Source organism: Streptomyces sp. NPDC006551 (assembly GCF_040611675.1).
Classification (GTDB): domain Bacteria; phylum Actinomycetota; class Actinomycetes; order Streptomycetales; family Streptomycetaceae; genus Streptomyces.
Window position 1 is genome coordinate 22,470 of record NZ_JBEXOT010000041.1, and the last position, 21,892, is coordinate 44,361.

Annotated in this window: 19 protein-coding genes; 9 read left to right on the forward strand and 10 right to left on the reverse strand. The window is 71.3% G+C overall.

Annotation, left to right across the window (positions count from 1 at the left end; all coding sequences use genetic code 11):
• Positions 1 to 33 precede the first annotated feature (33 nt).
• Entirely contained in the window at positions 34 to 1,599 is a 1,566-nt protein-coding gene (locus ABZY12_RS27720; protein ID WP_356894953.1) for a sodium:solute symporter family protein, read from the forward strand.
• On the opposite strand, the gene ABZY12_RS27725 is transcribed toward ABZY12_RS27720, so the two are convergent.
• Both ABZY12_RS27725 and ABZY12_RS27730 read right to left on the reverse strand, forming a co-directional pair.
• Positions 1,584 to 2,702: an ADP-ribosylglycohydrolase family protein gene (locus ABZY12_RS27725; RefSeq protein WP_356894955.1), complete on the reverse strand. Its 1,119-nt coding sequence runs from the start codon at positions 2,700 to 2,702 to the stop codon at positions 1,584 to 1,586. The genes ABZY12_RS27720 and ABZY12_RS27725 overlap by 16 nt on opposite strands.
• 139 nt (positions 2,703 to 2,841) lie before the next feature.
• The gene (locus ABZY12_RS27730) at positions 2,842 to 5,442 is read right to left on the reverse strand and encodes a bifunctional FO biosynthesis protein CofGH (RefSeq protein WP_356894957.1); all 2,601 of its coding nucleotides are present in this window, start codon (positions 5,440 to 5,442) and stop codon (positions 2,842 to 2,844) included.
• 168 nt (positions 5,443 to 5,610) lie between these two features.
• On the opposite strand from ABZY12_RS27730, the gene ABZY12_RS27735 reads away from it, so the two are divergent.
• Genes ABZY12_RS27735 through ABZY12_RS27745 form a run of 3 tightly spaced genes read left to right on the forward strand, consistent with a single transcriptional unit; the run spans position 5,611 to position 8,314 of the window.
• Positions 5,611 to 5,997, forward strand: coding sequence for a hypothetical protein (locus tag ABZY12_RS27735; RefSeq protein WP_356894959.1), 387 nt, complete (start codon positions 5,611 to 5,613; stop codon positions 5,995 to 5,997).
• 6 nt (positions 5,998 to 6,003) lie between these two features.
• On the forward strand, positions 6,004 to 7,812 hold the full coding sequence (locus tag ABZY12_RS27740) for an alpha/beta hydrolase (RefSeq protein WP_356894961.1): 1,809 nt from the start codon (positions 6,004 to 6,006) through the stop codon (positions 7,810 to 7,812).
• A complete protein-coding gene (locus ABZY12_RS27745; protein WP_356894963.1) occupies positions 7,805 to 8,314 on the forward strand; it encodes a hypothetical protein in 510 nt (169 codons plus the stop codon). Before ABZY12_RS27740 ends, ABZY12_RS27745 begins: the two co-directional genes overlap by 8 nt.
• A gap of 47 nt (positions 8,315 to 8,361) precedes the next feature.
• Here the strand turns inward: ABZY12_RS27745 and ABZY12_RS27750 are convergent, their stop codons facing one another.
• Entirely contained in the window at positions 8,362 to 9,192 is an 831-nt protein-coding gene (locus ABZY12_RS27750) for an LLM class F420-dependent oxidoreductase (RefSeq protein ID WP_356894965.1), read from the reverse strand.
• Positions 9,193 to 9,281: 89 nt separating this feature from the next.
• Between ABZY12_RS27750 and ABZY12_RS27755 the strand changes: the two genes are divergently transcribed.
• A complete protein-coding gene (locus ABZY12_RS27755) occupies positions 9,282 to 10,808 on the forward strand; it encodes a CehA/McbA family metallohydrolase (protein ID WP_356894967.1) in 1,527 nt (508 codons plus the stop codon).
• Here ABZY12_RS27755 and ABZY12_RS27760 read toward each other — a convergent pair.
• Positions 10,789 to 11,322, reverse strand: coding sequence for a GNAT family N-acetyltransferase (locus ABZY12_RS27760; RefSeq protein ID WP_356894969.1), 534 nt, complete (start codon positions 11,320 to 11,322; stop codon positions 10,789 to 10,791). The genes ABZY12_RS27755 and ABZY12_RS27760 overlap by 20 nt on opposite strands.
• A 207-nt stretch (positions 11,323 to 11,529) precedes the next feature.
• Between ABZY12_RS27760 and ABZY12_RS27765 the strand changes: the two genes are divergently transcribed.
• Entirely contained in the window at positions 11,530 to 12,285 is a 756-nt protein-coding gene (locus ABZY12_RS27765) for a GNAT family N-acetyltransferase (protein WP_356894971.1), read from the forward strand.
• Positions 12,286 to 12,427: 142 nt separating this feature from the next.
• Positions 12,428 to 12,898, forward strand: a complete 471-nt coding sequence (locus tag ABZY12_RS27770; RefSeq protein ID WP_356894973.1) for a carboxymuconolactone decarboxylase family protein — start codon at positions 12,428 to 12,430, stop codon at positions 12,896 to 12,898.
• A gap of 89 nt (positions 12,899 to 12,987) precedes the next feature.
• Here ABZY12_RS27770 and ABZY12_RS27775 read toward each other — a convergent pair whose 3' ends face one another.
• The 6 genes from ABZY12_RS27775 to ABZY12_RS27800 all read right to left on the reverse strand — a co-directional run bounded on the left by ABZY12_RS27775 (position 12,988) and on the right by ABZY12_RS27800 (position 21,084).
• Positions 12,988 to 14,553, reverse strand: a complete 1,566-nt coding sequence (locus ABZY12_RS27775; RefSeq protein WP_356894975.1) for an APC family permease — start codon at positions 14,551 to 14,553, stop codon at positions 12,988 to 12,990.
• 269 nt (positions 14,554 to 14,822) lie between these two features.
• Complete coding sequence (locus ABZY12_RS27780; protein WP_356894977.1) at positions 14,823 to 16,277, reverse strand: aldehyde dehydrogenase family protein; 1,455 nt, start codon at positions 16,275 to 16,277, stop codon at positions 14,823 to 14,825.
• Positions 16,274 to 18,001, reverse strand: a complete 1,728-nt coding sequence (locus ABZY12_RS27785) for a D-aminoacylase (protein ID WP_356894979.1) — start codon at positions 17,999 to 18,001, stop codon at positions 16,274 to 16,276. Before ABZY12_RS27785 ends, ABZY12_RS27780 begins: the two co-directional genes overlap by 4 nt.
• A gap of 164 nt (positions 18,002 to 18,165) precedes the next feature.
• Positions 18,166 to 19,290, reverse strand: a complete 1,125-nt coding sequence (locus ABZY12_RS27790; RefSeq protein ID WP_356894981.1) for an LLM class flavin-dependent oxidoreductase — start codon at positions 19,288 to 19,290, stop codon at positions 18,166 to 18,168.
• Between the two features lie 97 nt (positions 19,291 to 19,387).
• Positions 19,388 to 20,149: a glucose 1-dehydrogenase gene (locus ABZY12_RS27795; protein ID WP_356894983.1), complete on the reverse strand. Its 762-nt coding sequence runs from the start codon at positions 20,147 to 20,149 to the stop codon at positions 19,388 to 19,390.
• Positions 20,150 to 20,166: 17 nt separating this feature from the next.
• Positions 20,167 to 21,084: an LLM class F420-dependent oxidoreductase gene (locus ABZY12_RS27800; RefSeq protein ID WP_356894985.1), complete on the reverse strand. Its 918-nt coding sequence runs from the start codon at positions 21,082 to 21,084 to the stop codon at positions 20,167 to 20,169.
• A 179-nt stretch (positions 21,085 to 21,263) separates the two neighbouring features.
• On the opposite strand from ABZY12_RS27800, the gene ABZY12_RS27805 reads away from it, so the two are divergent.
• On the forward strand, positions 21,264 to 21,485 hold the full coding sequence (locus ABZY12_RS27805; protein WP_356894987.1) for a type II toxin-antitoxin system VapB family antitoxin: 222 nt from the start codon (positions 21,264 to 21,266) through the stop codon (positions 21,483 to 21,485).
• Positions 21,482 to 21,892, forward strand: coding sequence for a PIN domain-containing protein (locus ABZY12_RS27810; protein ID WP_356894989.1), 411 nt, complete (start codon positions 21,482 to 21,484; stop codon positions 21,890 to 21,892). The genes ABZY12_RS27805 and ABZY12_RS27810 overlap by 4 nt, the downstream gene beginning before the upstream one ends.

Below are 21,892 nucleotides of genomic sequence, written 5' to 3' on the forward strand. Positions count from 1 at the left end.
ACAAGGCGGACCGGATCCCCTGGAGGGGGCTCAATGAACAGTCTCGACTGGGCCGTGCTCATCGGCTACTTCGGCGTGATGGTCGCGATCGGCGTCTGGTCCCACAAGCGCGTGGACAACGTCTCGGACTTCTTCACCGCCGGCGGCAAGATGCCCTGGTGGCTCTCCGGCATCTCGCACCACATGTCGGGCTACAGCGCCGTGATGTTCACCGGCTACGCGGGCATCGCGTTCACCTACGGTGTCACCTCCTACGTCACCTGGTCCTTCCCCATCGCGATCGGCATCGCCATCGGTGCCCACCTCTTCGCGCCCCGCCTCAACCGACTGCGTTCGCGCCTCCATGTGGCCTCCCCGCTGGAGTACCTGAAGAACCGCTACAACCTGCCCACCCAGCAGGCCCTCGCATGGTCCGGCGTGCTGCTGAAGATCGTCGACGTGGGCGCCAAGTGGGCCGCCATCGCCACCCTGCTCTCCGTCTTCACCGGGATCTCCCTCAACCAGGGCATCCTCATCACCGGCGTGATCACCGGCATCTACTGCACCGTCGGCGGGCTGTGGGCCGACGCGCTCACCGAGCTGGGCCAGTTCATCATCCAGTTCTTCGCCGGCATCGCCATGCTCGTCGCCGTCCTGGCGGAGCTGGGCGGCTTCAGCGCGCTGTGGACGGTCTGGGACCGGCCCGAGCTGCAGGGTCACACCGCGCCGACCGCGGGCCCGTACACGATGACCTTCCTCCTCGCGTACCTCTTCATCAAGACCTTCGAGTACAGCGGCGGCATGTGGAACCAGGCCCAGCGGTACATGGCGACCCCGACCGCCCGCGAGGCCACCCGCTCCGGGCGGCTCTCGGCGGTCCTGTGGTTCGTCTGGCCGCTGGTCCTCTTCTTCCCCATGTGGGTCGCGCCGCTGCTCGTCGACCCGAAGAAGCCCGACGCCTCCGACTCGTACGCCCTGATGACCGAGCAGCTGCTGCCGCACGGACTGCTCGGACTGGTCATCGTCGGCTTCTTCTCGCACACCATGGCCATGTGCTCCTCCGACGCCAACGCCATCGCGGCCGTCTTCACCCGGGACATCGCGCCCGTGATGAGCAAGGCCGCGCGCACCTGGTCGCACCGGGCGGGGCTGCTCGCGGCGCGCTGGTCGACGATCGCGTTCCTCGCCCTGTCCATGGCGGTCGCCACCCAGGTCAACTCCCCCACCTTCAAGGACATCATCACCATCGTGATCAAGTGGGTGGCCGGCCTCATGGGGCCGATCGCGATCCCCTTCATGCTGGGGCTGCTGCGCGCGTTCCGGAAGTCGGGGCCGACGGCGGCACTGGTCTCCTGGGCGGCCGGTCTGTTCACCTTCTGGCTCACCAACTACGGCCTGGACGGCCTCGAGCTGCAGATCCAGATCGTGTCGCCGCTCGCCACCTCCCTCGTCCTGTACGTCCTCATCGGCTTCCTCAGGCCGGAGGACACCCCGGAGCGGGACGCCCTCCTCGACAAGCTCCACTCGGACGACGGCAGCCCCGCGGGCGGCTCCTCGGGCGCGGCCGCGGCCGTCCCCGCGCAGACCGGCGGCGACCGCGCCGATCAGCCCCTCGGGTAGCGGGCCAGCCAGCCCGGCGAGGACTCCGAGGGGCTGTGCAGGGCGGCGCCCTGCGTCATCTCCATCGCGAAGTCGTCCGCGAGCTCCAGGACCGTCGCACGGCCCTCCAGTTCGGCCAGCCAGGCCGGCGGGAGGGCCGTCTCGCCGTGCAGGGTGCCGAGCAGCGCGCCCGTGAGCGCCCCGGTGGCCGCCGAGAGCCCGTCGTGGTTGACCGCGAGCCGCAGGCCGTGCCGCATGTCCTCGCCGACGAGGGCGCAGTAGACGGCGACGGCGAGGAGGTTCTCGGCCCGGTCCTCGTCCGCGCCGAGCGCGGTGACCCTGGCCGCGTTCGGCATCCCCTGGCGTACGGCTCCGAGGGCCTGCTGGAGGGCCGTGGTGACCGGCTCGTGGCCAGGGCGCGGCACGAGCTGCGCGAGGGCCCGCTGCACCGAGCCGTCGAGGCTCTCGCCGCGCGCGAGGCCGTGCACGACGACGGCGAAGGCGCCGGCCGCGAGATACGCGGCCGGGTCGCCGTGCGTCTGCGCCGCGCACTCCACCGCCAGCTGGCACACCAGCTGCGGCTCCCACCCGACCAGGAGCCCGAAAGGCGCCGAGCGGACCAGTGCGCCGGAATCGGTCGCACCCGGGTTCTTCGGCCGGTCCAGGGTGCCGAGGACCTCGTCGCCGAACCCGGTCAGACAGGCACGGGCCGGGTCGCGGCGGGCGTAGAGCCACTCCTCGCGGGCCAGCCAGCCGTTGTCCTTGCGCCGCTCGTCGGGGCCCCAGTCGCGCTGGGTGGCCGCCCAGCGCAGATGGGCCCGGTGGACGTCCGTGGGCGGGTGCCAGGCGCCGGTGTCACGGCGGACCTGCGCGCGGATGAGCCCGTCGACGGTGAACAGGGTCATCTGCGTGGCGGCGGTGACGGCCCCGCGTCTGCCGTACGCCGGGACGGGCTCGGTGAGCCCGTCCGGCCCGTGGACGGTCCTGATCTCCGCCAGGGAAAGGCCCGACACACCCGCGCCGAAGGCGTCACCGACGGCACCGCCGAGGAGACAGCCGCGCACCCGGGCCCGGAAGTCCTGCTGTTCGGCACGGCCCCACACGGCCGCGGCGGTTGTGGTCACGACGTGCCCTCTCCCGGTGACGCAGGTCTGACGCAGGACTGACGCAGGTTTGCTCTGCCGCAGCACTGTAATCGACCGAGCACGGGCGTTCGGGAGCCGGAACGTTATGTGATCCCACGCCCTTCAGGCCGGGTTTGACTCACTCTGGGAGGACCGGAAGCAGTTCCGGGAGGTGTCCGTCGGACGCCCGCGCGGCGCGCACGCGCTCCTCCGGGACCTCGCCGTACAGCGTCGTCCGGGGGCGGGAGGGCCGGCCGGCCGCGTCCGCGATGGCGACGAGATCCCTGATCGAGCGGTAGGAGCCGTAGCGGGAACCCGCCATCCGGGAGATGGTCTCCTCCATCAGGGTGCCGCCCAGGTCGTTGGCGCCCGAGCGGAGCATCTCCGCCGCGCCGTCCGCGCCGAGCTTCACCCAGCTGGTCTGGATGTTGGTGATGTACGGATGGAGCAGGAGCCGGGCCATGGCGGTGACCGCGCGGTTGTCGCGGACCGTCGGCCCCGGGCGGGCGATGCCGGCGAGGTAGACGGGCGCGTTGGTGTGGATGAACGGGAGCGTGACGAACTCGGTGAAGCCTCCCGTCTCCCGCTGGATACGGGCCAGGGTCCGGAAGTGCCCGAGCCAGTGGCGGGGCTGGTCCACGTGTCCGTACATCATCGTGGACGAGGATCGGATGCCCAGCTCGTGGGCGGTCGTGACGACCTCGATCCAGGTGGCGGTCGGCAGCTTGCCCTTGGTGAGGACCCAGCGCACCTCGTCGTCGAGGATCTCGGCCGCCGTCCCGGGGATCGAGTCGAGACCGGCCTCCTTGGCCGCCGTCAGCCACTCGCGGATCGACATCCCCGTCCGGGTCGCGCCGTTGACGACCTCCATCGGGGAGAAGGCGTGCACGTGCATGCCGGGGACCCGCTCCTTCACCGCCCGCGCGATGTCGAAGTAGGCCGTGCCCGGCAGGTCGGGGTGGATACCGCCCTGCATGCACACCTCGACCGCGCCGAGCTCCCACGCCTGCTGGGCCCGGTCGGCGACCTGGTCGAGGGAGAGGGTGTAGGCGTCGGCGTCCGTGCGCCGCTGGGCGAAGGCGCAGAAGCGGCAGCCGGTGTAGCAGACGTTGGTGAAGTTGATGTTCCGTGTGACGACGTACGTGACGTCGTCACCGACCGCCGCCCGGCGGACGTCGTCCGCGATCCGGGTCAGCGCGTCGAGCGCCGGGCCGTCGGCGTGGAGCAGGGCCAGGGCCTGGTCGTCGGTGAGCCTCGTCGGGTCGTCGGCGGCGGTCGCGAGCGCGGCCCGTACGTCGGTGTCGATGCGCTGCGGGATCATGCCGGGTGCCGCCGCCTCGCGCAGCGCCTCCCAGTCGCCGTACACCTCGTCGAAGTCGTCCCGGCGGTCGTGCGTGCGGCCGGTGGTGTCGATGGTGCGGTGCAGGTCGGTGCGGCCGGTGGCGGTGAACGCCTCGTCCGGCTCCTGCCAGGGCAGTCCGCGCACCGGCGCGTCCGGGTTCGCCAGGCCCGTCTCCGGGTCGGCGAGGGCGCGGACGTGCGGCAGGAGCCGCGGGTCGAGCCAGGGCTCGCCGCGGCCGACGAACTCGGGGTAGACGCAGAGGCGTTCGCGCAGCTCGAAGCCCGCGGCGCGGGACTTCTCGGCCAGGGTGTCGATCTGGGGCCAGGGCCGCTCGGGGTTCACATGGTCGATGGTGAGCGGTGAGACCCCGCCCCAGTCGTCGATGCCGGCGCCGATGAGCCGGCCGTACTCCTCGTCGACGAGGTTGGGCGGTGCCTGGAGGCAGGCGCTCGGGCCCATGATGTGGCGGGCGACGGCGATCGTGGCGACCAGGTCGTCCAGCTCGGCGTCCGGCATCCCGCGCATCGCCGTGTCCGGCTTGGCGCGGAAGTTCTGGATGATCAGCTCCTGGAGGGAGTGGTAGGCGCGGGAGACCTTGCGCAGCGCGAAGAGCGACTCGGCCCGCTCCTCGTACGTCTCGCCGATGCCGATGAGCAGTCCGCTGGTGAAGGGCACGGAGGAGCGCCCGGCGTCCTCCAGGACGCGGAGCCGGACGGCCGGTTCCTTGTCGGGGGAGCCGTGGTGGGGGCCGCCCGGTTCGCTCCACAGACGGGTGGCGGTGGTCTCCAGCATCATGCCCATGGAGGGGGCGACGGGCTTGAGCCGCTGGAAGTCGGTCCAGGACAGCACGCCCGGGTTGAGGTGGGGCAGCAGCCCGGTCTCCTCCAGGACGCGGATCGCCATGGCCCGTACGTAGGCGAGGGTGTCGTCGTAGCCGTGCGCGTCCAGCCACTCGCGCGCCTCGGGCCAGCGGTCCTCCGGCTTGTCGCCGAGGGTGATGAGGGCTTCCTTGCAGCCGAGTTCGGCGCCGCGGCGGGCGATGTCGAGGACCTCGTCGGGGGACATGAACATCCCGTGTCCCGCGCGGCGCAGCTTGCCGGGGACGGTGACGAAGGTGCAGTAGTGGCACTTGTCCCGGCACAGCCGGGTGAGCGGGATGAACACGCTCTTCGAGTACGTGATGGTTCCGGGCCGCCCGGCGGCCGCGAGCCCGGCGTCCCGCACGCGCGCCGCGGAGGCGGCCAGGTCGTCCAGGTCGCCGCCCCGGGCCTGGAGCAGCACGGCGGCCTCGGCGACGTCGAGCGCCACACCGTCCCGCGCCCGCTTGAGGGCGCGGCGCATGGCGTTCCCGGTGGGCCGCCCCGCCTGGCCGGGCCGTTCTGCCTGGTGATCCGTCATCCCCCGAGCATAAGAGCGGACCGCGGCATTGAGTACGCGTACTCAGTCCCGCCCATCCGCGGCTCCCTAGGATGACTTCTCGCTCTGTGCTCACATCTTCGGGGGACGCTGGTGGCGCTCAACGCCAAATGGGACGAACTTTTCGGAACGGGCGATACCGATGCCCGCATGTCGCTGGCGTCCGTCCCGCCCGACAGCGGTGGCGGCAAAGGCGGTGGCGGTGGCGGCGAGCCGGACCTGAAGGCCGACGTGGGTCCCTGGACCAGGTCCGGCAATGTCGCGGGCGAGCTGCGCACCTCAACGTCGTCCTCGCTGACCGATCTGACGACAGCGAACGAGGGGGTGGCGAGCGCAACCACCGGATTCGCCTCCGGCTCCACGCTCACGACCGTCCTGGAGACGTGGAGGACCCGGCTCACCGCCGTACGCGACGAGTGCGGCCGGCTCGAACCGGCTCTCAGGAGCGCCGGACGCGACTTCGGCGAGCGCGAGGTCGACACGCAGCGGAAGATCGCGGCCGAGTCGCCCGTTCCCGCCCAGAAGAAGGAGAACTGATCCGCCGTGCCCACCTGGCAGCAACTGCGTGACGTCAAGCTCTCCGAGTTCACGGACGCGGCGGACGGCTGGGGCAAGGTCAGCTCCCGCGCCAACGTCGACAAAGGCCGCGTCGACAACGAGATGGTCGGCAAGATCAGGGGCACCCAGGAGGGTGACACGGCCAAGGCCGCCATCGCCGACCTCGACCAGCTCTCCCGTAACTACCAGTACCTGCACACCGAATGCGGACTCGTCCGGACCGCGCTCAACGGTCTCGCCTCGGAGCTCGCCGCCCCGCAGAGGAAGCTGAAGCAGGCCCTGGAGGACGCCGAGAACCTCAAATTCACCGTCCTTGCCGACGGCTCCGTGGAGTACCCGGCCGGTGGCGAGAACCTCCTCGACAAGAAGCCGATCCCGGGCGGCACGGCCCAGGGCTCGCAGTTCGGCTTCCTCTCCCCCACAGGACCGCCGCTCCAGCGGTATCCGAACTCGCCGCTCCTCGATCCCCCCGGCCAGTTCCCGGGCCTCGGCGGCGGCAACCCGAACCAGGCCAAGGCGCAGGCCGTCGCCAACTCGATCGCCGCCGCCGTCCGGGAGGCCGCCGAGATCGACGGCCGCTACAACGACGTCCTGGCCAAGCTCAAGGCCGAGCCCGGCCTCAAGGTCGACAACAAGACCCTCGCGGACGCCGCCTCCGACACCCAGGCGATGCAGAAGGCGGCGGGCACGTACCTGGACGACGACAAGATCCCGCACGGCAAGTCGCCGAAGGAGAACGTCGAGTGGTGGAACGGCCTCACGCAGGAGCAGCGCGAGGAGTACGCCACCCTCTACCCCGCCTCCATCGGCGCCCTCGACGGCCTCCCCTCCGCCTTCCGCGACGACCTGAACCGCGTGGTCTTCACGGAGACCAAGGCGAGGTACGAGGTCGAACTCGCCGGCATGCCACCCGAGCCGAAGCCCAAGCTGGTCTCCCACGGCGCGCGCGGCGGAATGGTCTACAGCCAGGAGTGGCTGGACTGGCACAACACGTACGAGGGCCGCAGGGACGATCTCAAGGACAAGCTGGACGGCCTGAACGCGATCGAGAGCCGCCTGGAACCGCGGCCCGGCATGCCGGAGGGGTACCTGCTGAAGTTCGACGGCGAGAAGGACGACGGGCGGGTGATCCTGGCGGTCGGCAACCCGGACACGGCGGACCACACGTCGGTGTACGTGCCGGGAACGACGACGAAGCTGGAGGAGATCGAGGGCGATCTCGAGCGCACCGACGTCCTGTACGGCAACGCCAGGAAACTGGACCCGAGCGCCTCCTTCTCGACCATCACGTGGTTCGACTACAACGCGCCGAACAACATTCCCGAGGCCACGGTCAACAAGTACGGCGACGCCGGCGCCCCGACCCTGCGCCATTTCATGGGCGGCCTGGAGACCGTCCAGGGCGGCGCGGACAAGTCCCACACCACGCTCATGGGCCACAGCTACGGTTCCACCGTGGTGGGCATGGCCACCAAGCTGGAGAGCGGCCCGATCGCGGATGACATCATCGCGGTGGGCAGCCCCGGCATGCAGGTGGAGCACGCGAGCGATCTGAAGGTGGGCAAGGACCACGTCTGGGCGATGGGCGGCGGCTTCGACGACATCGTCGTGCGTCACGGCGGCCGGCTCGTCGGGCACGGTGAGGGCGGCAACATCCCCACGGACGAGGACTTCGGCGGCACCATCATGAAGAGCGGGGCGAAGGACCACGGCGACTTCTGGACCGACCAGACCAGTGTCAACAATCAGGCGGCGGTCATCGCCGGCGTGTACGACAAGGTGACCCGTGACTAAGCGACTCACATGGACCGTGCCCGCCCTGCTGGCGTGCGCGCTGCTGACGGGATGTTCGAGCATGGAGAAGAAGACCGCCGAGGTGCGCGACAGCGCGCAGATGCGGGAGGGGGCGCAGCGCACGTCCAGCCAGGTCCTGGACATGATCGCTCTGAAGGGGAAGGTGACCGACGGGCCTCCCCTGCCGCTGCCGTGCGAGGGCTACGAGCCCGAGGGCAAGGTGGAGCGGATGGACCACCCGTGGAGCATCTACGACCTTCCGTACGAAGAGCTGGAGCAGGCCTACGACCGCATGCGCACCACCCTGCCCGCGAAGGGCTGGAAGGTCACCCAGGACGGTCCGGACGGGAGCGCCGCGAGGACGCCCACCCTGCGGGCCGACGCGCCCGACGGCGACTACGCGGTGGAGCTCCAGCTCATGGACAACCGCAAGCACCCGACGGCCAAGACGAAGGCGTTGATCGCCGTCACCGTCGTCTCCCGCTGCTTCCAGCCCGCCTGACGAGGAGTTGGAGCCCCCGCTGGGGTGACGTGACGGGCGGGGCCGGCTCAGAGGTACCGCGCGAAGTCGTCCAGGACCCCGAGAACCTCCGCCTCCTCCCCCGGCGGCAGCTGGAGCACCACCTCCTCGCACCCCAGCTCCTCGTAGTGCGCCAGCTTCCCCGGGTTCGGGCGGACCGCGTACGGCACCACCTGGAGTGCCCGCGGGTCACGGCCCGCCTTCTCCCAGGTCTCACGCAGGAGCGGCACGGACTCCGACAGGCCGCGGCCGCCGATCGGCATCCAGCCGTCCGCGTACGCGGCGATCTGCGCGAAGAGCTTCGGCCCGGCCGCGCCGCCGAGGAGGGTGCGCGGGGCGCCGCCCGCCGGCTTGGGGTAGGCGTAGGAGGCCCGTACCGACACCCCGAACCCGCCTTCGTACGCTGTCGGTTCGGGAGCCCACAGCGCCCGCATCAGCCGCATCCGCTCCTCGGTGAGTTCGCGCCGCGTCGCCCACTCCACGCCGTGGTCGGCGGCCTCCTCCCGGTTCCAGCCGAAGCCGACGCCGAGGGTGAAGCGGCCGCCCGACAGATGGTCGAGGGTGGCGATCCCCTTGGCCAGGTCGATGGGGTCGTGCTGGGCGACCAGCGTGACGCCGGTGCCCAGCGCGAGCCGTTCGGTGACGGCGGCGGCCTGACCGAGGGCGACGAAGGGGTCGAGGGTACGGCCGTACTCCGGGGGCAGTTCGCCGCCCGCCGGGTACGGAGTCGTCCGCTCGACGGGGATGTGGGTGTGCTCGGGGAGATAGAGCCCCGCGAAGCCGCGCCGCTCCAGCTCGCGCGCGAGCCGCACCGGGGTGATGGTCTCGTCGGTCAGGAAGATCGTGGTCGAGATCCGCATCCGGCCAAGGTAGGGCGTACGGCGCGGATTTCCGAGAGCCGTGCCTTGCGTTGGAGCGGCGTTCACGGCTTCCTGTGAGAGTGCCGGACATGAGCGAACCGACCAGACGAACGCTCCTCGCGACCTCCGCCGCGTCCGCCTTCACGTCGGGAGGCGTGAGCTTCGCGCACGCCGACCCCGGTGGCGGCGACCGCACCGAGACCGTCCGCGGCACGCTGCCGCCCGGCTCCCCCGACTATGTGTACCTGCCCGTGGAGGTCCCGCGCGGGGTGCGCGAGATCCACGTCTCCTACGCGTACGACAGGCCCGCGGTCCCCGCCGGCACCCAGGGCAACGCGCTCGACATCGGGCTCTTCGACCAGCGCGGCACCGAACTGGGCGGCGAGGGCTTCCGCGGCTGGTCGGGCGGGGCGCGGACGGAGTTCTTCGTCCGGTCCGACGCGGCCACCCCCGGCTACGTGGCCGGGCCGGTGAGACCCGGCAGGTGGTTCGTGGTGCTCGCGCCGTACACGGTGGCGCCGCGGGGGCTGACGTACACCGTGACGGTCACGCTGCGGTTCGGCGCCTCGGCGCCCACGCCCCGGCCGGTGTATCCGCCGGAGCGGGCGCGGGGGCGCGGCCGGGCCTGGTACCGGGGCGACAGCCATCTGCACACCGTGTACTCGGACGGGCGGCGCACCCCGGCCGAGGTGGCCGCCCTCGCGCGCGCCGCCGGGCTCGACTTCCTGACGGCCACGGAGCACAACACCCATGCCGGCCACGGGGCGTGGGCGGAGCTCGCCGGGGACGACCTGCTGATCCTCCTGGGCGAGGAGATCACCACGCGCAACGGCCACGTCCTCGCCCTGGGCACCGATCCGGGCACCTTCGTGGACTGGCGCTACCGGGCGCGGGAGAACCGTTTCGGCCGGTTCGCGCGGGAGATCCGCCGGGCGGGCGGCCTGGTCGTCCCGGCCCACCCGTACGCCACCTGTGTCGGCTGCGGCTGGAAGTCCGGCCTCGGCGACGCGGACGCGGTCGAGGTGTGGAACGGGCCCTACGCCCCGGACGACGAGGTGTCGCTGGCCGCGTGGGACGCGGCGCTCGTCCGGGGTCGCTGGACGCCCGCCATGGGCAACAGCGACGCGCACCGGGACCCGGACCGGGTCGGCACCCCGCAGACCGTGGTCCTCGCGGACGGGCTGAGCCGGGAGGCGATCCTGGCGGGCCTGCGCGCGGGCCGCTGCTACGTCGCCGAGTCGTCGTCGGTGTCCCTGGACTTCACGGTGACGGACGGCCGGGGGCGTACGGCGGGCATCGGCGAGCGGCTGCGGGTGGCGGCGGACGAGCCGGTGACGGTACGGCTGTCGGTGACCGGCGCCCCGGGCCGTACGGTCCGCTTCGTCACCGACCAGGGCGTCCTGCGCACGGCGGTGCTCCCGACGGCCGGGGAGGGGGCGGTGGAGTGGGGGACGACGGCCGCGTACGCCACCTACGTACGGGCGGAGGTGCGCCACCCGGCGACGCTGCCGCCGCTGCCCGGGGCCCTCGTGGCCTTCACCAACCCGGTGTTCCTGGAGGCCGTCCAAGGCCCGTCCGACGGACAGGGGCCCCAGGTCAGCCCTGGTACTCGGTGAGGTCGATGGCGTACACGCGCAGCGGGACCCCGAAGACCGGGTGGTTGACGTCGCGCTCCGGGGTCATGCCGAGCTTGCGCATGACGTTCTCGGATGCCGTGTTGCTGATGTGGGCGATGCTGACCACCCGGTCGAGGCCACGGTCCTGGAGAGCGAACTCCAGCGCCGCGTGGGCGGCCTCGGAGGCGTACCCCTGGCCCCAGAACGGCCGTCCGAGCCGCCAGCCGATCTCGACGGCGGGGAGCACCTCCGGGAGGAATTCGGGCACGGACAGGCCGGCGAAGCCGATCAGCTCGCCGGAGCCGATGAGCTCGACGGCGAAGAGCCCGAAGCCCTCCTCGTCCCACTCCTCCTCCCACCGCTCGATGTCCTCGGCGGTCTGCTCCAGATCCCGGACGGAGCCGTCCCCGATCCAGCGCATGACCTCCGGATCCGCGTTGATCTCGGCCATCGGGACGAGGTCGTCGTCGGTCCAGCGGCGGAGGATGAGGCGGGGCGTACGGATCTCGGTCATGGGGCCATCCTGCCGGAGACGTGCGGGCTCGTCCGCGTCAGGGGCGGCCGGGGCCCCCGGGAAGGTCGCGGTCATGCCCGGCAGGCCGGCCCGGGTGCCTTGAGCCGGACTCGAACGCGGGCAGGGCGCGGCACGAGCGCGCGCGTGGAGGCGGACATCCCGTGGATGCGGGAAATCCGCGGCGCTCCGGCGGGGTCGGGTGTTTGGATGATCTTCATGCTGACGCGACTCGAGACCTATTACGACGCCGTCCCGCGCTCCGCCGCCCGCGCGGAGGAGTACGGACCCCTGACCCTCTTCGTACGGGACGGGGAGGGCTGGCCGTACTACGCGCGGCCCACGCTCGGGTACGGCGGGGTGGTGACGGCCGCCGACGTGGACCGGGTACGGGCACGGCAGCGGGAGCTGGGGCTGCCCGAGGCGTTCGAGTGGGTGGCGGAGACGACGCCGGGGCTGCGGGCCGCCGTCGAGAAGAGCGGGCTCGTGGTGCGCGAGCACCCGCTGATGGTGCTCGACGGCGAGGGCGTGCCGGCCCCCGCGCCCGAGGGTGTCATCGTACGGATGGTCGGCGCCGACGATCCGGTCCTGCCGAGCGCGGCCGCCGTCCCGTACGCGGCCTTCGGCGTCGCGCCCTCGCCGGAGGCGGCCGCACAGCTCGCCGCCCGGATCACGGCGGGGCTCACACACCTCGCCGCCGCCCTGGACGCGGACGGCACGGCGCTGTGCGCGGGTCAGCACCAGCCGGTCGGCGCGGTCTCGGAGGTCGTCGGGGTCGGCACCCTGCCGGCCGCGCGCCGCCGCGGTCTGGGCCTCGCGGTGACCGCCGCTCTGGTCGCGGACGCCCGGGCGCGGGGCGTGGAGACGGTCTTCCTGACGGCCACGGACGGCGACGTGGCCCGTCTCTACGGCCGGCTGGGCTTCCGTACGGCGGGGACGGCCCTGATCGCCGAACCCGCCTCCTGACCCGCCCTTCCGGGAGCTCGGAACTCGGGATCGGCAAGCCGGGAGAAAGATTTCTCCGGACGTGTCACATCGCCGTCACGCGCTCCGTCAATGCGGTGAGGCCGACGGAAACGGCCGCACCGACCGCTGAGGAGCGACCACCATGCAGCACGAACTCAAGGCCCGGCTCACCAACCCCGCCGCCCTCCTGCCGGGGGCATTGCCGGCCATCCAGGACCTGCTCAAGGTCACCCGTCAGGGAGGCGTCCCGGAGTCCACCCTGGAGCTGGTGCACCTGCGGGCCAGCCAGATCAACGGCTGCGGCTTCTGCGTCGACTACGGGGTCAAGAGCGCGCGGAAGGCGGGTGTGAGCGACGAGCAGCTGTTCGCGGTCGCCGCCTGGCGCGAGGCGCCGTACTTCTCCGCCGAGGAGCGGGCCGCCCTGGCGCTGGCGGAGGCGGCGACCCGGATCGCGGACACCTCGGACGCCGTGCCGGACGAGATCTGGAACGCGGCCGCCGACCACTACGACGAGAAGCAGCTCGCCGCGATCGTGCTGATGGTCGGCATCACCAACCTCTTCAACCGGGTCAACGTCACCACGAGGCAGCCCGCCGGCGTCGCCACCTGGTAGCCCGCACGCGTCGGACGCACGAGAAGGTGGCGGGACCCCGTCCGGTCCCGCCACCTTCCGTACTGCGACTCAGGTGTGATCGGTGCTGATCAGTCGGCGACGACCAGCGAAGGCGTCTCCTTCGTCAGCACCTCGCCCCGGAAGAACGCGGGGCTCTTGCGCTGCATCACCAGCATGATCACCGCGCCGAGCAGCAGCAGTCCGACGCCGATCACGAAGACCGAGCCGACGCCGAGGACCGAGGAGCCGCTGCCGTAGGCCGGGTCCCACATGTCGTACAGCGTCTTGCCGAAGACGGCGGTCAGCATGAGGCCGCCGACGCCGGGGAAGACGCCCTTGACCATCAGGTTGGCGAACGAGCCGGTCAGCTCCTTGCGGAAGAACCAGACGCAGGCGAAGGCCGTGATCGAGTAGTAGAAGCAGATCATCAGACCGAGCGCGTAGATCGTGTCGACCAGCACGTTCTCGCTGACCAGGCTCATCACCGCGTAGAACACGCCCGTGGCGACACCCGCCCAGACGGTGGCGCGGCCCGGCGTCTTGAAGCGCGGGTTCACCCGGGCGAAGGCCGCGGGCAGCGCCTCGTACGTGCTCATGGCGAGCGCGGTGCGGGCGACCGGGATGAAGGTGGTCTGGAGGCTGGCGGCGGCCGAGGCGAGGACGGCGACGAAGAGCAGGACACCGAGGCCCGAGCCCATGACCGGGCCGGCGAGGACGGCGAAGACGTTGTCGGAGGTGTCCGGGTTGCCGAGGCCGGTGCCCTCCTCGCCGATGCCCGCGTACATCTGCACGGCGATGGCGACCAGCAGGTAGGAGGCGACGATGACGACCATGGCGAGGAACGCGGAGCGGCCGGGGGTGCGGGCGCTGCCGGTGCTCTCCTCATTGATGGACAGGCAGGCGTCCCAGCCCCAGTAGATGAAGATCGACAGGGAGAGACCGGCGGTGAAGGCCGAGAAGGACTCGACGCCGAAGGGGTTCAGCCAGGTGAGCGAGAAGTCGAGCGACCCGGTGACCTGGTCCGCCTTGCTGATCGCCATGAAGGCGAAGATCACGATGACGGTGAGCTGCAGGCCGACGAGGGCGTACTGGACCCACTTCGTGGCGGTGATGCCGCGGTAGCTGATCGCCGTGGCGATGCCGATGAAGACCAGCGTGGTGAGGATGTGCGCGGCCTTGTTGTCGTCGAGGGCGGCGACGCTCTCACTGCCGGTGATCTCGCCCGCGGTGAGCCAGAAGAAGGAGGTGGCGACGCCGGCGAGGTTGGACAGGACGACGATGGTGGCGACCAGCAGGCCCCAACCGCACATCCAGCCGATCTTCGGCCCGAAGGCCTTCACGGACCAGGTGAAGGAGGTACCGCAGTCGGGGAGTGCCCGGTTCAGCTCGCGGTAGGCGAAGGCGACGAGGAGCATCGGGAGGAAGCCCGCGAGGAAGATCGCGGGCATCTGGAGTCCGACCTCGCCGACCGTGGGGCCGAGGGTGGAAGTCAGACAGTAGACGGGGGCGACGGTCGAGATGCCGATGACGGCGCCGCCCATCAGCCCGACGGAGTTCCCGCCGAGTCCCTTCGTGCGCACGCCGTGGGTGTCGTCCGGGGCGTCGACGCCCCTTACCGTGTCTCCGGCCATGGGCCGTGCGTTCACCTGAGTCATGAACAGGACGTTAAGTGCTGCGGTTTCCACATCCGGAAGATCGCAATCCACTCGACCCACCGATCTTCACCTTACATTGTGAGGCACAAAACGGACAGTCGCCAATGATTGAAAGATCGACGATTCGGCGCACCGACCGATTGGTTGGCACGCCGGAGGATGTCCGATATGCGGGAACCGCAGCAGAGCCCTAAATGTCCGTTCCGAAAATTTCCCGTGCTTGTTTTCCAGCCATCTTCCGGAGGACTCCCGAAGGTCACGTCCGGTGATCAACCGGGCCAGACCACCGCCTGCGTCTCGCTGTAGGCGTGCAGAGCGTACGAGCCGACGTCGCGTCCCACACCGCTCTTCTTGAACCCGCCGAACGGCGCCTCCATGTTCCGCCCGACGGTGTTCACCCCGACGCCGCCGGCCCGCAGCCGCGCCGCGACACGGAAGGCGCGGGCCACGTCCCCGGACCACACGTAGTCGAGGAGTCCGTAGTCGCTGTCGTTCGCCAGCGCGATCCCCTCCTCCTCGTCGTCGAAGGGGACGACCACGACGACCGGGCCGAAGATCTCCTCGCGTACGACCCGCATGTCGTTGGTGCAGTCCGCGAGGAGCGTGGGGGCGACGTAGAACCCCTTCGCGAGGTCCGGGCGCTCGCCGCCCGCCACGACCCGGGCGCCCTCCTTCCGCCCCAGCTCGATGTACGCCTCCACCCGGTCGCGGTGGGCCGCCGAGATCACCGGGCCGACCACCGTGCCCGGCGCCGCCGGATCGCCGACCTTCATGTACGCGAGGTAGCCGGTGAGCTTCTCGGTCAACCGCCGGTAGATCCCGCGCTGGGCGAGCACCCGCGTCGGGGCCGTACAGATCTGCCCGCTGTAGAAGGCGAAGGTCGTGCCGATCCCCGTCACCGCGGAGTCGAGGTCGGCGTCGTCGAAGACCAGCGCCGCGCCCTTCCCGCCCAGCTCCATCAGCTGCCGCTTCAGCTCCCGGCCGCAGACCGCGCCGATCGCCTGCCCGACGGCCGTCGAGCCGGTGAAGGAGACCATGTCGACGTCCGGCGAGTCGACGGCCGCCTCGCCGACGGCGGTGCTCGCGCCGGTGACGACGTTGACGACCCCGGCCGGGACCCCCGCCTCCGCCAGCGCCCGCGTCATCGCGTACACGGAGAGCGGGTCCTGCGGCGCGGGCTTCACCACGACCGTGTTCCCCATGGCGAGCGCCGGAGCGATCTTGCCCGCCGGATTGGCCCAGGGGTTGTTGTACGAGGTGACACAGGTGACCACCCCCACCGGGCGCCGCACCGCGACCGCTCCGAAGACCCCGGCCCTCCCCATGGGGCCGGCCTCGTTGATCTGCGGGGGCAGCGCCTGCTCGACCGGCTCCAGGGCGCCGCGCGCGTACCGCCGGAAGCGGGCCGCGCCGACGGCGACCTGCATGCCCCGCGCGGTGCCCGTCGTGGCGCCGGTCTCGGCCTGCGCGAGCGCGACGTTCTCCTCGGCGTCCCGGGCCATCAGGTCGGCGGCTCGGTCGAGGATCGCGGCCCGCTCCTCCGGCCGCGTACGGGACCAGGTGCCGAAGGCCGCACGGGCCGCGGCGGCCGCCTCGTACACCTGGGCGCGGGAGGCCTCCGGCGCGAGGCCGACGACCTGCTCGGTGGCAGGGTTGACCACCTCGTAGTGCCCGCCCTCGGGCTCCACCCACTCCCCGGCGATGAACAGCCGCTCGGTCCTCACCGGGTGCTCACCGTCCTGGTGTCGCGCCCCGAACGCAGCACCCGGCCCGGGATCGCGCCGGTCACCTCGTCGTCGCGGATCGTCTCCACGCCGTTGACGCGGACGGAGACGACACCGATCGCCCGCGAGTCGAGCCGCGGGCTGTCCCCGGGCAGATCGTGCACCAGGGTCGCCGGGCCGGCATCGATCCGCTCGGGGTCGAAGAGGACCAGATCGGCGTGGAAGCCCTCCGCTATCCGCCCGCGCTCCCGCAGCCCGAAGAGCCGGGCCGGGTCGTCGGTGAGCATCCGCACCGCCTGTTCGAGGGGGACGAGCTTCCGGCCGCGCAGACAGTCGCCGAGGAAGCGGGTGGTGTACGGCGCGCCGCACATGCGGTCCAGATGGGCGCCGGCGTCGGAGCCGCCCAGCAGCACGTCCTCGTGCTCCCAGGTCTCGCGGCGCAGCGCCCAGGAGGCCGGGTCGTTGTCGGTGGGCATGGGCCACAGGACGGTCCGCAGATCGTCGTTGGCGCAGATCTCGACCAGGCACTGGAAGGGGTCCTGGCCGCGCTGGGCGGCGATGTCGCGGACGACCCGTCCGGTGAGCCCCCGGTTCTCCTCGGAGTACGTGTCGCCGATGACGTACCGGCCGAAGTCCGCCAGGCGGCGGAAGACGCCGGCCTCCTTGGAGTCGGCGCGGCGCAGCATCTCGGCCCGTGCGTTCGGGTCGCGCAGCTTCGCGATCCGATCGGGCACGGGCAGGGAGAGGATCTCCCCCCAGCCGGGGATGAGGTTGAGGGCGCAGAAGGTGCCGAGCGACATGTTCATGGGGGTCAGGATCGGCATCGTGAGGGCGACGATCCGGCCGCCGGACTCGCGGGCGCGTTCGGACGCGACGAGCTGGCGCGGAACGCGTTCGGGGACGGTGGCGTCGATGGTGAGGACGTTCCAGTTCAGGGGCCGGCCGGCGGCGGCCGTCATCTCGACGAAGAGGTCGATCTCGGCGTCGGAGAACTGGTCGAGGCAGCCGGCGAGGATCGCCTCCAGCTGGGTGCCCTCGTGCTCGCCGACGGCCCGGGAGAGGGCGATCAGCTCGGCGGGGGTGGCGTGCCGGGAGGCGACGGGAGCGCCGTCGCCGTCGGAGTGGGTGGAGGACTGGGTGGTGGACAGGCCCCAGGCGCCGGCGTCCAGGGCGCCGTGGAGCAGGTCGAGCATCCGGTCCAGTTGCTCGGGGGTGGGCTGCCCGCCGACCGCCTCTGCCCCCATCACGTAACGGCGCAGGGCGCAGTGCCCCACCATGAACCCGGCGTTGACGGCGATGCGCCCCTCCAGGGCGTCGAGGTACTCGCCGAAGGACGACCAGCTCCAGTCGACGCCTTCCTCCAGGGCCTTGAGGGACATGCCCTCGACCTTGGACATCATGCGGCGGGTGTAGTCGGCGTCCTCGGGCCGGTCGGGGTGGAGCGGCGCGAGGGTGAAGCCGCAGTTGCCGCCGGCGACGGTGGTGACGCCGTGGTTCATGGAGGGGGTGGCGAAGGGGTCCCAGAAGAGCTGGGCGTCGTAGTGGGTGTGGGGGTCGACGAAGCCGGGGCTGAGGACGAGGCCGGTGGCGTCCTCGGAGGTACGAGCGGTCGCGCCCGGGTCGGCGAAGACGATCCGCCCGTCGCGTATGCCGACGTCGGCGACGTGGCCGGGGGCGCCCGTCCCGTCCACGACGGTGGCGCCCTTGATCAGGTGATCGAGCATGACGGTCCCTTTCTGCGCGTGGACGTGCCCCGGCCGGGGACGTGACAGCCGGCCGCGGCTGCCCCGCCCCCGGACCGGGGCGGACACGGGACGGCGATCCGGGAAGACGCCACCCCGAGCTGTGCGGGGGTCCGGGGCTTCACCCCCGTGCGGCGCCGGCCCCGTCAGGCCCCCGCGCCCCGACGGAAGCGGGTCGTGCGGTGGACCGGGTCCGTGTCGATCTTCGGGATCACGTGCTCACCGATCAGCTTGATCGTGTTCATCGTGTCCTCGTACGAGACGCCGATCGGCAGACCGAACGACAGCTGGTCCGCCCCCGCCTGTTCCCAGCGCTTGCACTGGCGGGTGACCTCCTCCGGGTCGCCGCAGATCATCAGCTCCTCCGCGATGAGCAGTTCGATGATCTCGGCGCTGTACTCGGGCAGCAGCTCCGGCCACTCCGGGATCCCCTCGGGCCGGGGGAAGGTGTCGTGGTAGCGGAAGAGCAGCGACTGCAGGTAGTTGAGCCCGCCCCCGACCGCGATCTCGACCGCCTTCTCGTGGGTCTCGGCGCAGATCGCCGTCGAGGTCACCATCACGTTGTCGTTGACGAAGTCCCCGACCGCCTTCGCCTCCTTGATCGCCGTCTTGTACGACTCGACGACCCACTCCATGTCGGAGACCTTCTGCACGCTGAAGCCGAGGACGCCGAGCCCCTTCTTGCCGGCCATGGCGTACGAGGACGGCGACCCGGCCGCGTACCACATCGCCGGGTGGGACTTCCCGTACGGCTTGGGCAGGACCTTGCGCGGCGGCAGCGACCAGTGCTTGCCCTGGAAGCCGACGTACTCGTCCTGGAGCCACATCTTGGGGAACTCGGCGATCGTCTCCTCCCAGATCTCCTTGGTGTGGTTCATGTCGGTGATGCCCGGCATGAATCCGAGGATCTCGTGGGAGCCGGCCCCTCGCCCCGAGCCGAACTCGAAGCGCCCGCCGGAGAGGTGGTCGAGCATGGCGACCTTCTCGGCGACCTTCACCGGGTGGTTGACGGGGGCCAGCGGGTTGAAGATGCCGGAGCCGAGGTGGATGCGGTCGGTGGCGTGGGCGAGGTAGCCGAGGTAGACGTCGTTCGCCGAGAGGTGCGAGTACTCCTCCAGGAAGTGGTGCTCGGAGGCCCAGGCGTACTTGAACCCGGACCTGTCCGCCTGGATGACGTACTCGGTCTCCTCCATCAGCGCCTTGTGCTCGGCCTCGGGATCGGTCTCGGCGCGCTTGCCGACGTATCCCTGTACGAAGATCCCGAATTCCAAGGGGGTTCACCGTCCTCTTGTTTCTGACGTACCGTCAGATTCTCGATGTGCCCGACTTTCGCACCGCCGCGCGGGTGCGTCAATAGCTGACGGCACGTCAGAAGAGGCTGACCCCGGCCAGCCAGCCGCCGTCGATCACGAACGGCTGGCCGGTGATGTACGCGGAGTCGTCCCCGGTCAGGAAGAGCGCGAGCGCCGCCACCTCCTCCGGCCGCCCGATCCGGCCCAGCGGCACGAGATTCCGGTACAGCTCGGCCGTGGCCGCCGGGTCGACGCCCTCCGGGTTGCTCATGGGGGTGTCGATCGCCCCCGGGCAGACCGCGTTGACGCGAATCCCCTTGGCCGCCAGCTCCAGGGCCGCGACCCGGGTGAGCCCGAGGACCGCGTGCTTGGTGGCGGCGTAGGCGCCGACCCCCGCCATGCCCGTCAGGCCCGTGTACGAGGCCGTGTTGACGATCGTCCCGCCACCCGCCGCCTCGATCTCCGGTGCGACCGTCCGTATCCCCAGGAAGCACCCGACCTGGTTGACCGAGACGATCGCCTGGAACTCGTCCAGCGGCGTGGAGACCAGCTCGTTGAAGCGGAGGATGCCGGCGTTGTTCACCAGTCCGTCGATCCGCCCGAACCGCTGCGTGGCGACGGCGACCGCCCCCGCCCAGTCCTCCTCCTTCGTCACGTCGAGGCGGACGTACGCGGCCCGCTCCTCCCCCAGCTCCTTGGCCAGCGCCTCGCCGGAATCGTCGAGTACGTCCCCGAGCACGACCCGGGCCCCTTCGGCGGCGAAGAGCCGCGCCTCCTGCTCGCCCTGTCCGCGCGCCGCGCCCGTGATGACGACGACCCGCCCGTCCAGCTTGCCCATGTCCGTACTCCTCTTCGCTAGAGGTGCGGAGCCACCTCGGCGGCGAACGCCGCCATCTGGTCGGTGAGTTCGGTACGGCTCCGGGACCGGAACCGGACCTGGATCTGGTGCACGCCCATCTCCGCGTAGGCGCGCAGCGAGGCGGCGACGCCCTCCGGTGCGCCGGTCAGCGTCCGCCGGCCGACCTCCCAGGCAGGGGTGCCGATGTACAGCGGCTCGACGATCGCCCCGACGGTGAGCGGACGGACGATCCCGGCCTCCTCGCGCAGCCGCCTCAGTCGAGTGATCAGCGCGGGCAGCCGCTCCCGGGGGTCGCCCTGGGGCAGCCAGCCGTCGCCCCGCAGCGCCGCCCGGCGCACGGCGGCCGGCGAGGAGCCGCCGACCCACACCGGGACCCGCTCCTGGGCGGGCCGGGGCCGCTGCCCCAGGTCCTTGAACGCGAACCGCGCGCCGCCGAACTCGGGATACTCCTCCGGTCCGAGCGCCGCTCCGAGCGCGTCGATCGTCTCGTCGAGGAGCGCCCCGCGACCCTCGAAGTCCGCCCCGACCGCCTCGAACTCCTCCCGCACGTGCCCGGCGCCGACCCCGAGGATCAGCCGCCCGCCGGAGAGATGGTCGAGGGTCGCGTACGCCTTGGCGGTCACCAGCGGGTGGCGCAGCCCGACGACGGCGACGTGGGAGAGCAGCCGGACGCGCTCGGTGGCGGCGGCGAGGAAGGAGAGCGTGGCGACCGGGTCGTACCAGACGGTGCTCATCGCCCCGGCGAGCCGGCGCGGGATGGCGACGTGGTCGCAGCAGGCGATGTAGTGGAACCCGGTCCGGTCGGCGGTGCGCGCGATCTCCACCAGATCACCGGGGCCGGCGGCGGCCTCCCAGGGCTCGGCGTAGAGGGTGCTCTGGGACTGGACCGGGAGCTGCATCCCGTAGACGACCATGGGAGACCCCTTAACTGACGGACCGTCAGAGCGCGATAGGGGCCCATCGTCGTCGCCGAAGGCACATCAGGCAAGGGTCGTGCCGCAGCGGACCACCCGGCGGAGAGCTCGGGAGTCGCGCCCCTCATGTTGGTGACATACGATTCTTTGTACATCACCCACATGCACGGAGGCGCGGCATGGCTGTGACCCAGATCGACATCGACGATGACGCACTGCAACGCGCCATGGCCCTGTCCAAGGCCAGGACCAAGAAGGAGGCCGTCAATCTGGCCCTCCGGTTCTACGCCGACCGGCAGGAGCGTGCGGCGCGCATCAGCCGCCACTTCGAGCGCGCACGCCAGTGGGGGGCGATCGAGGACGCCGAGCGCCGGCATCAGGCCGAGAAGGACAGTCGGTGATCTATCTCCTCGACACGTCCGGCCTCGTCCGGCTGCTCAGCGACCCCAAGCTCCAGTCGGCCTGGTACGACGCCATCGACGCCGAGGCGATCGCCTCCTGCTACCCACAGCGCGCCGAGTTCCTGTACAGCGCTCGAAGCAGCCGCGAGTACGACGAGATCGCGGAGATGTTCACCGACCTCTACCCCGACGTGGCGGTACCCAAGAACGCGGGACGCTGGGTCAGCTCCGTGCAGCATCGGATGGCCAGGGCCGGGGAGCACAGGAGCGCCTCGGCCGTCGATCTGATCATCGCGGCCACCGCGGCCCATCACGGGCTGACCGTCCTCCACGACGACGTCGACTACCGCACCGTCGCCCGCCACGCGGCCGACCTGAGCGAGCTCAGCATCCACGACGTCCGGTGA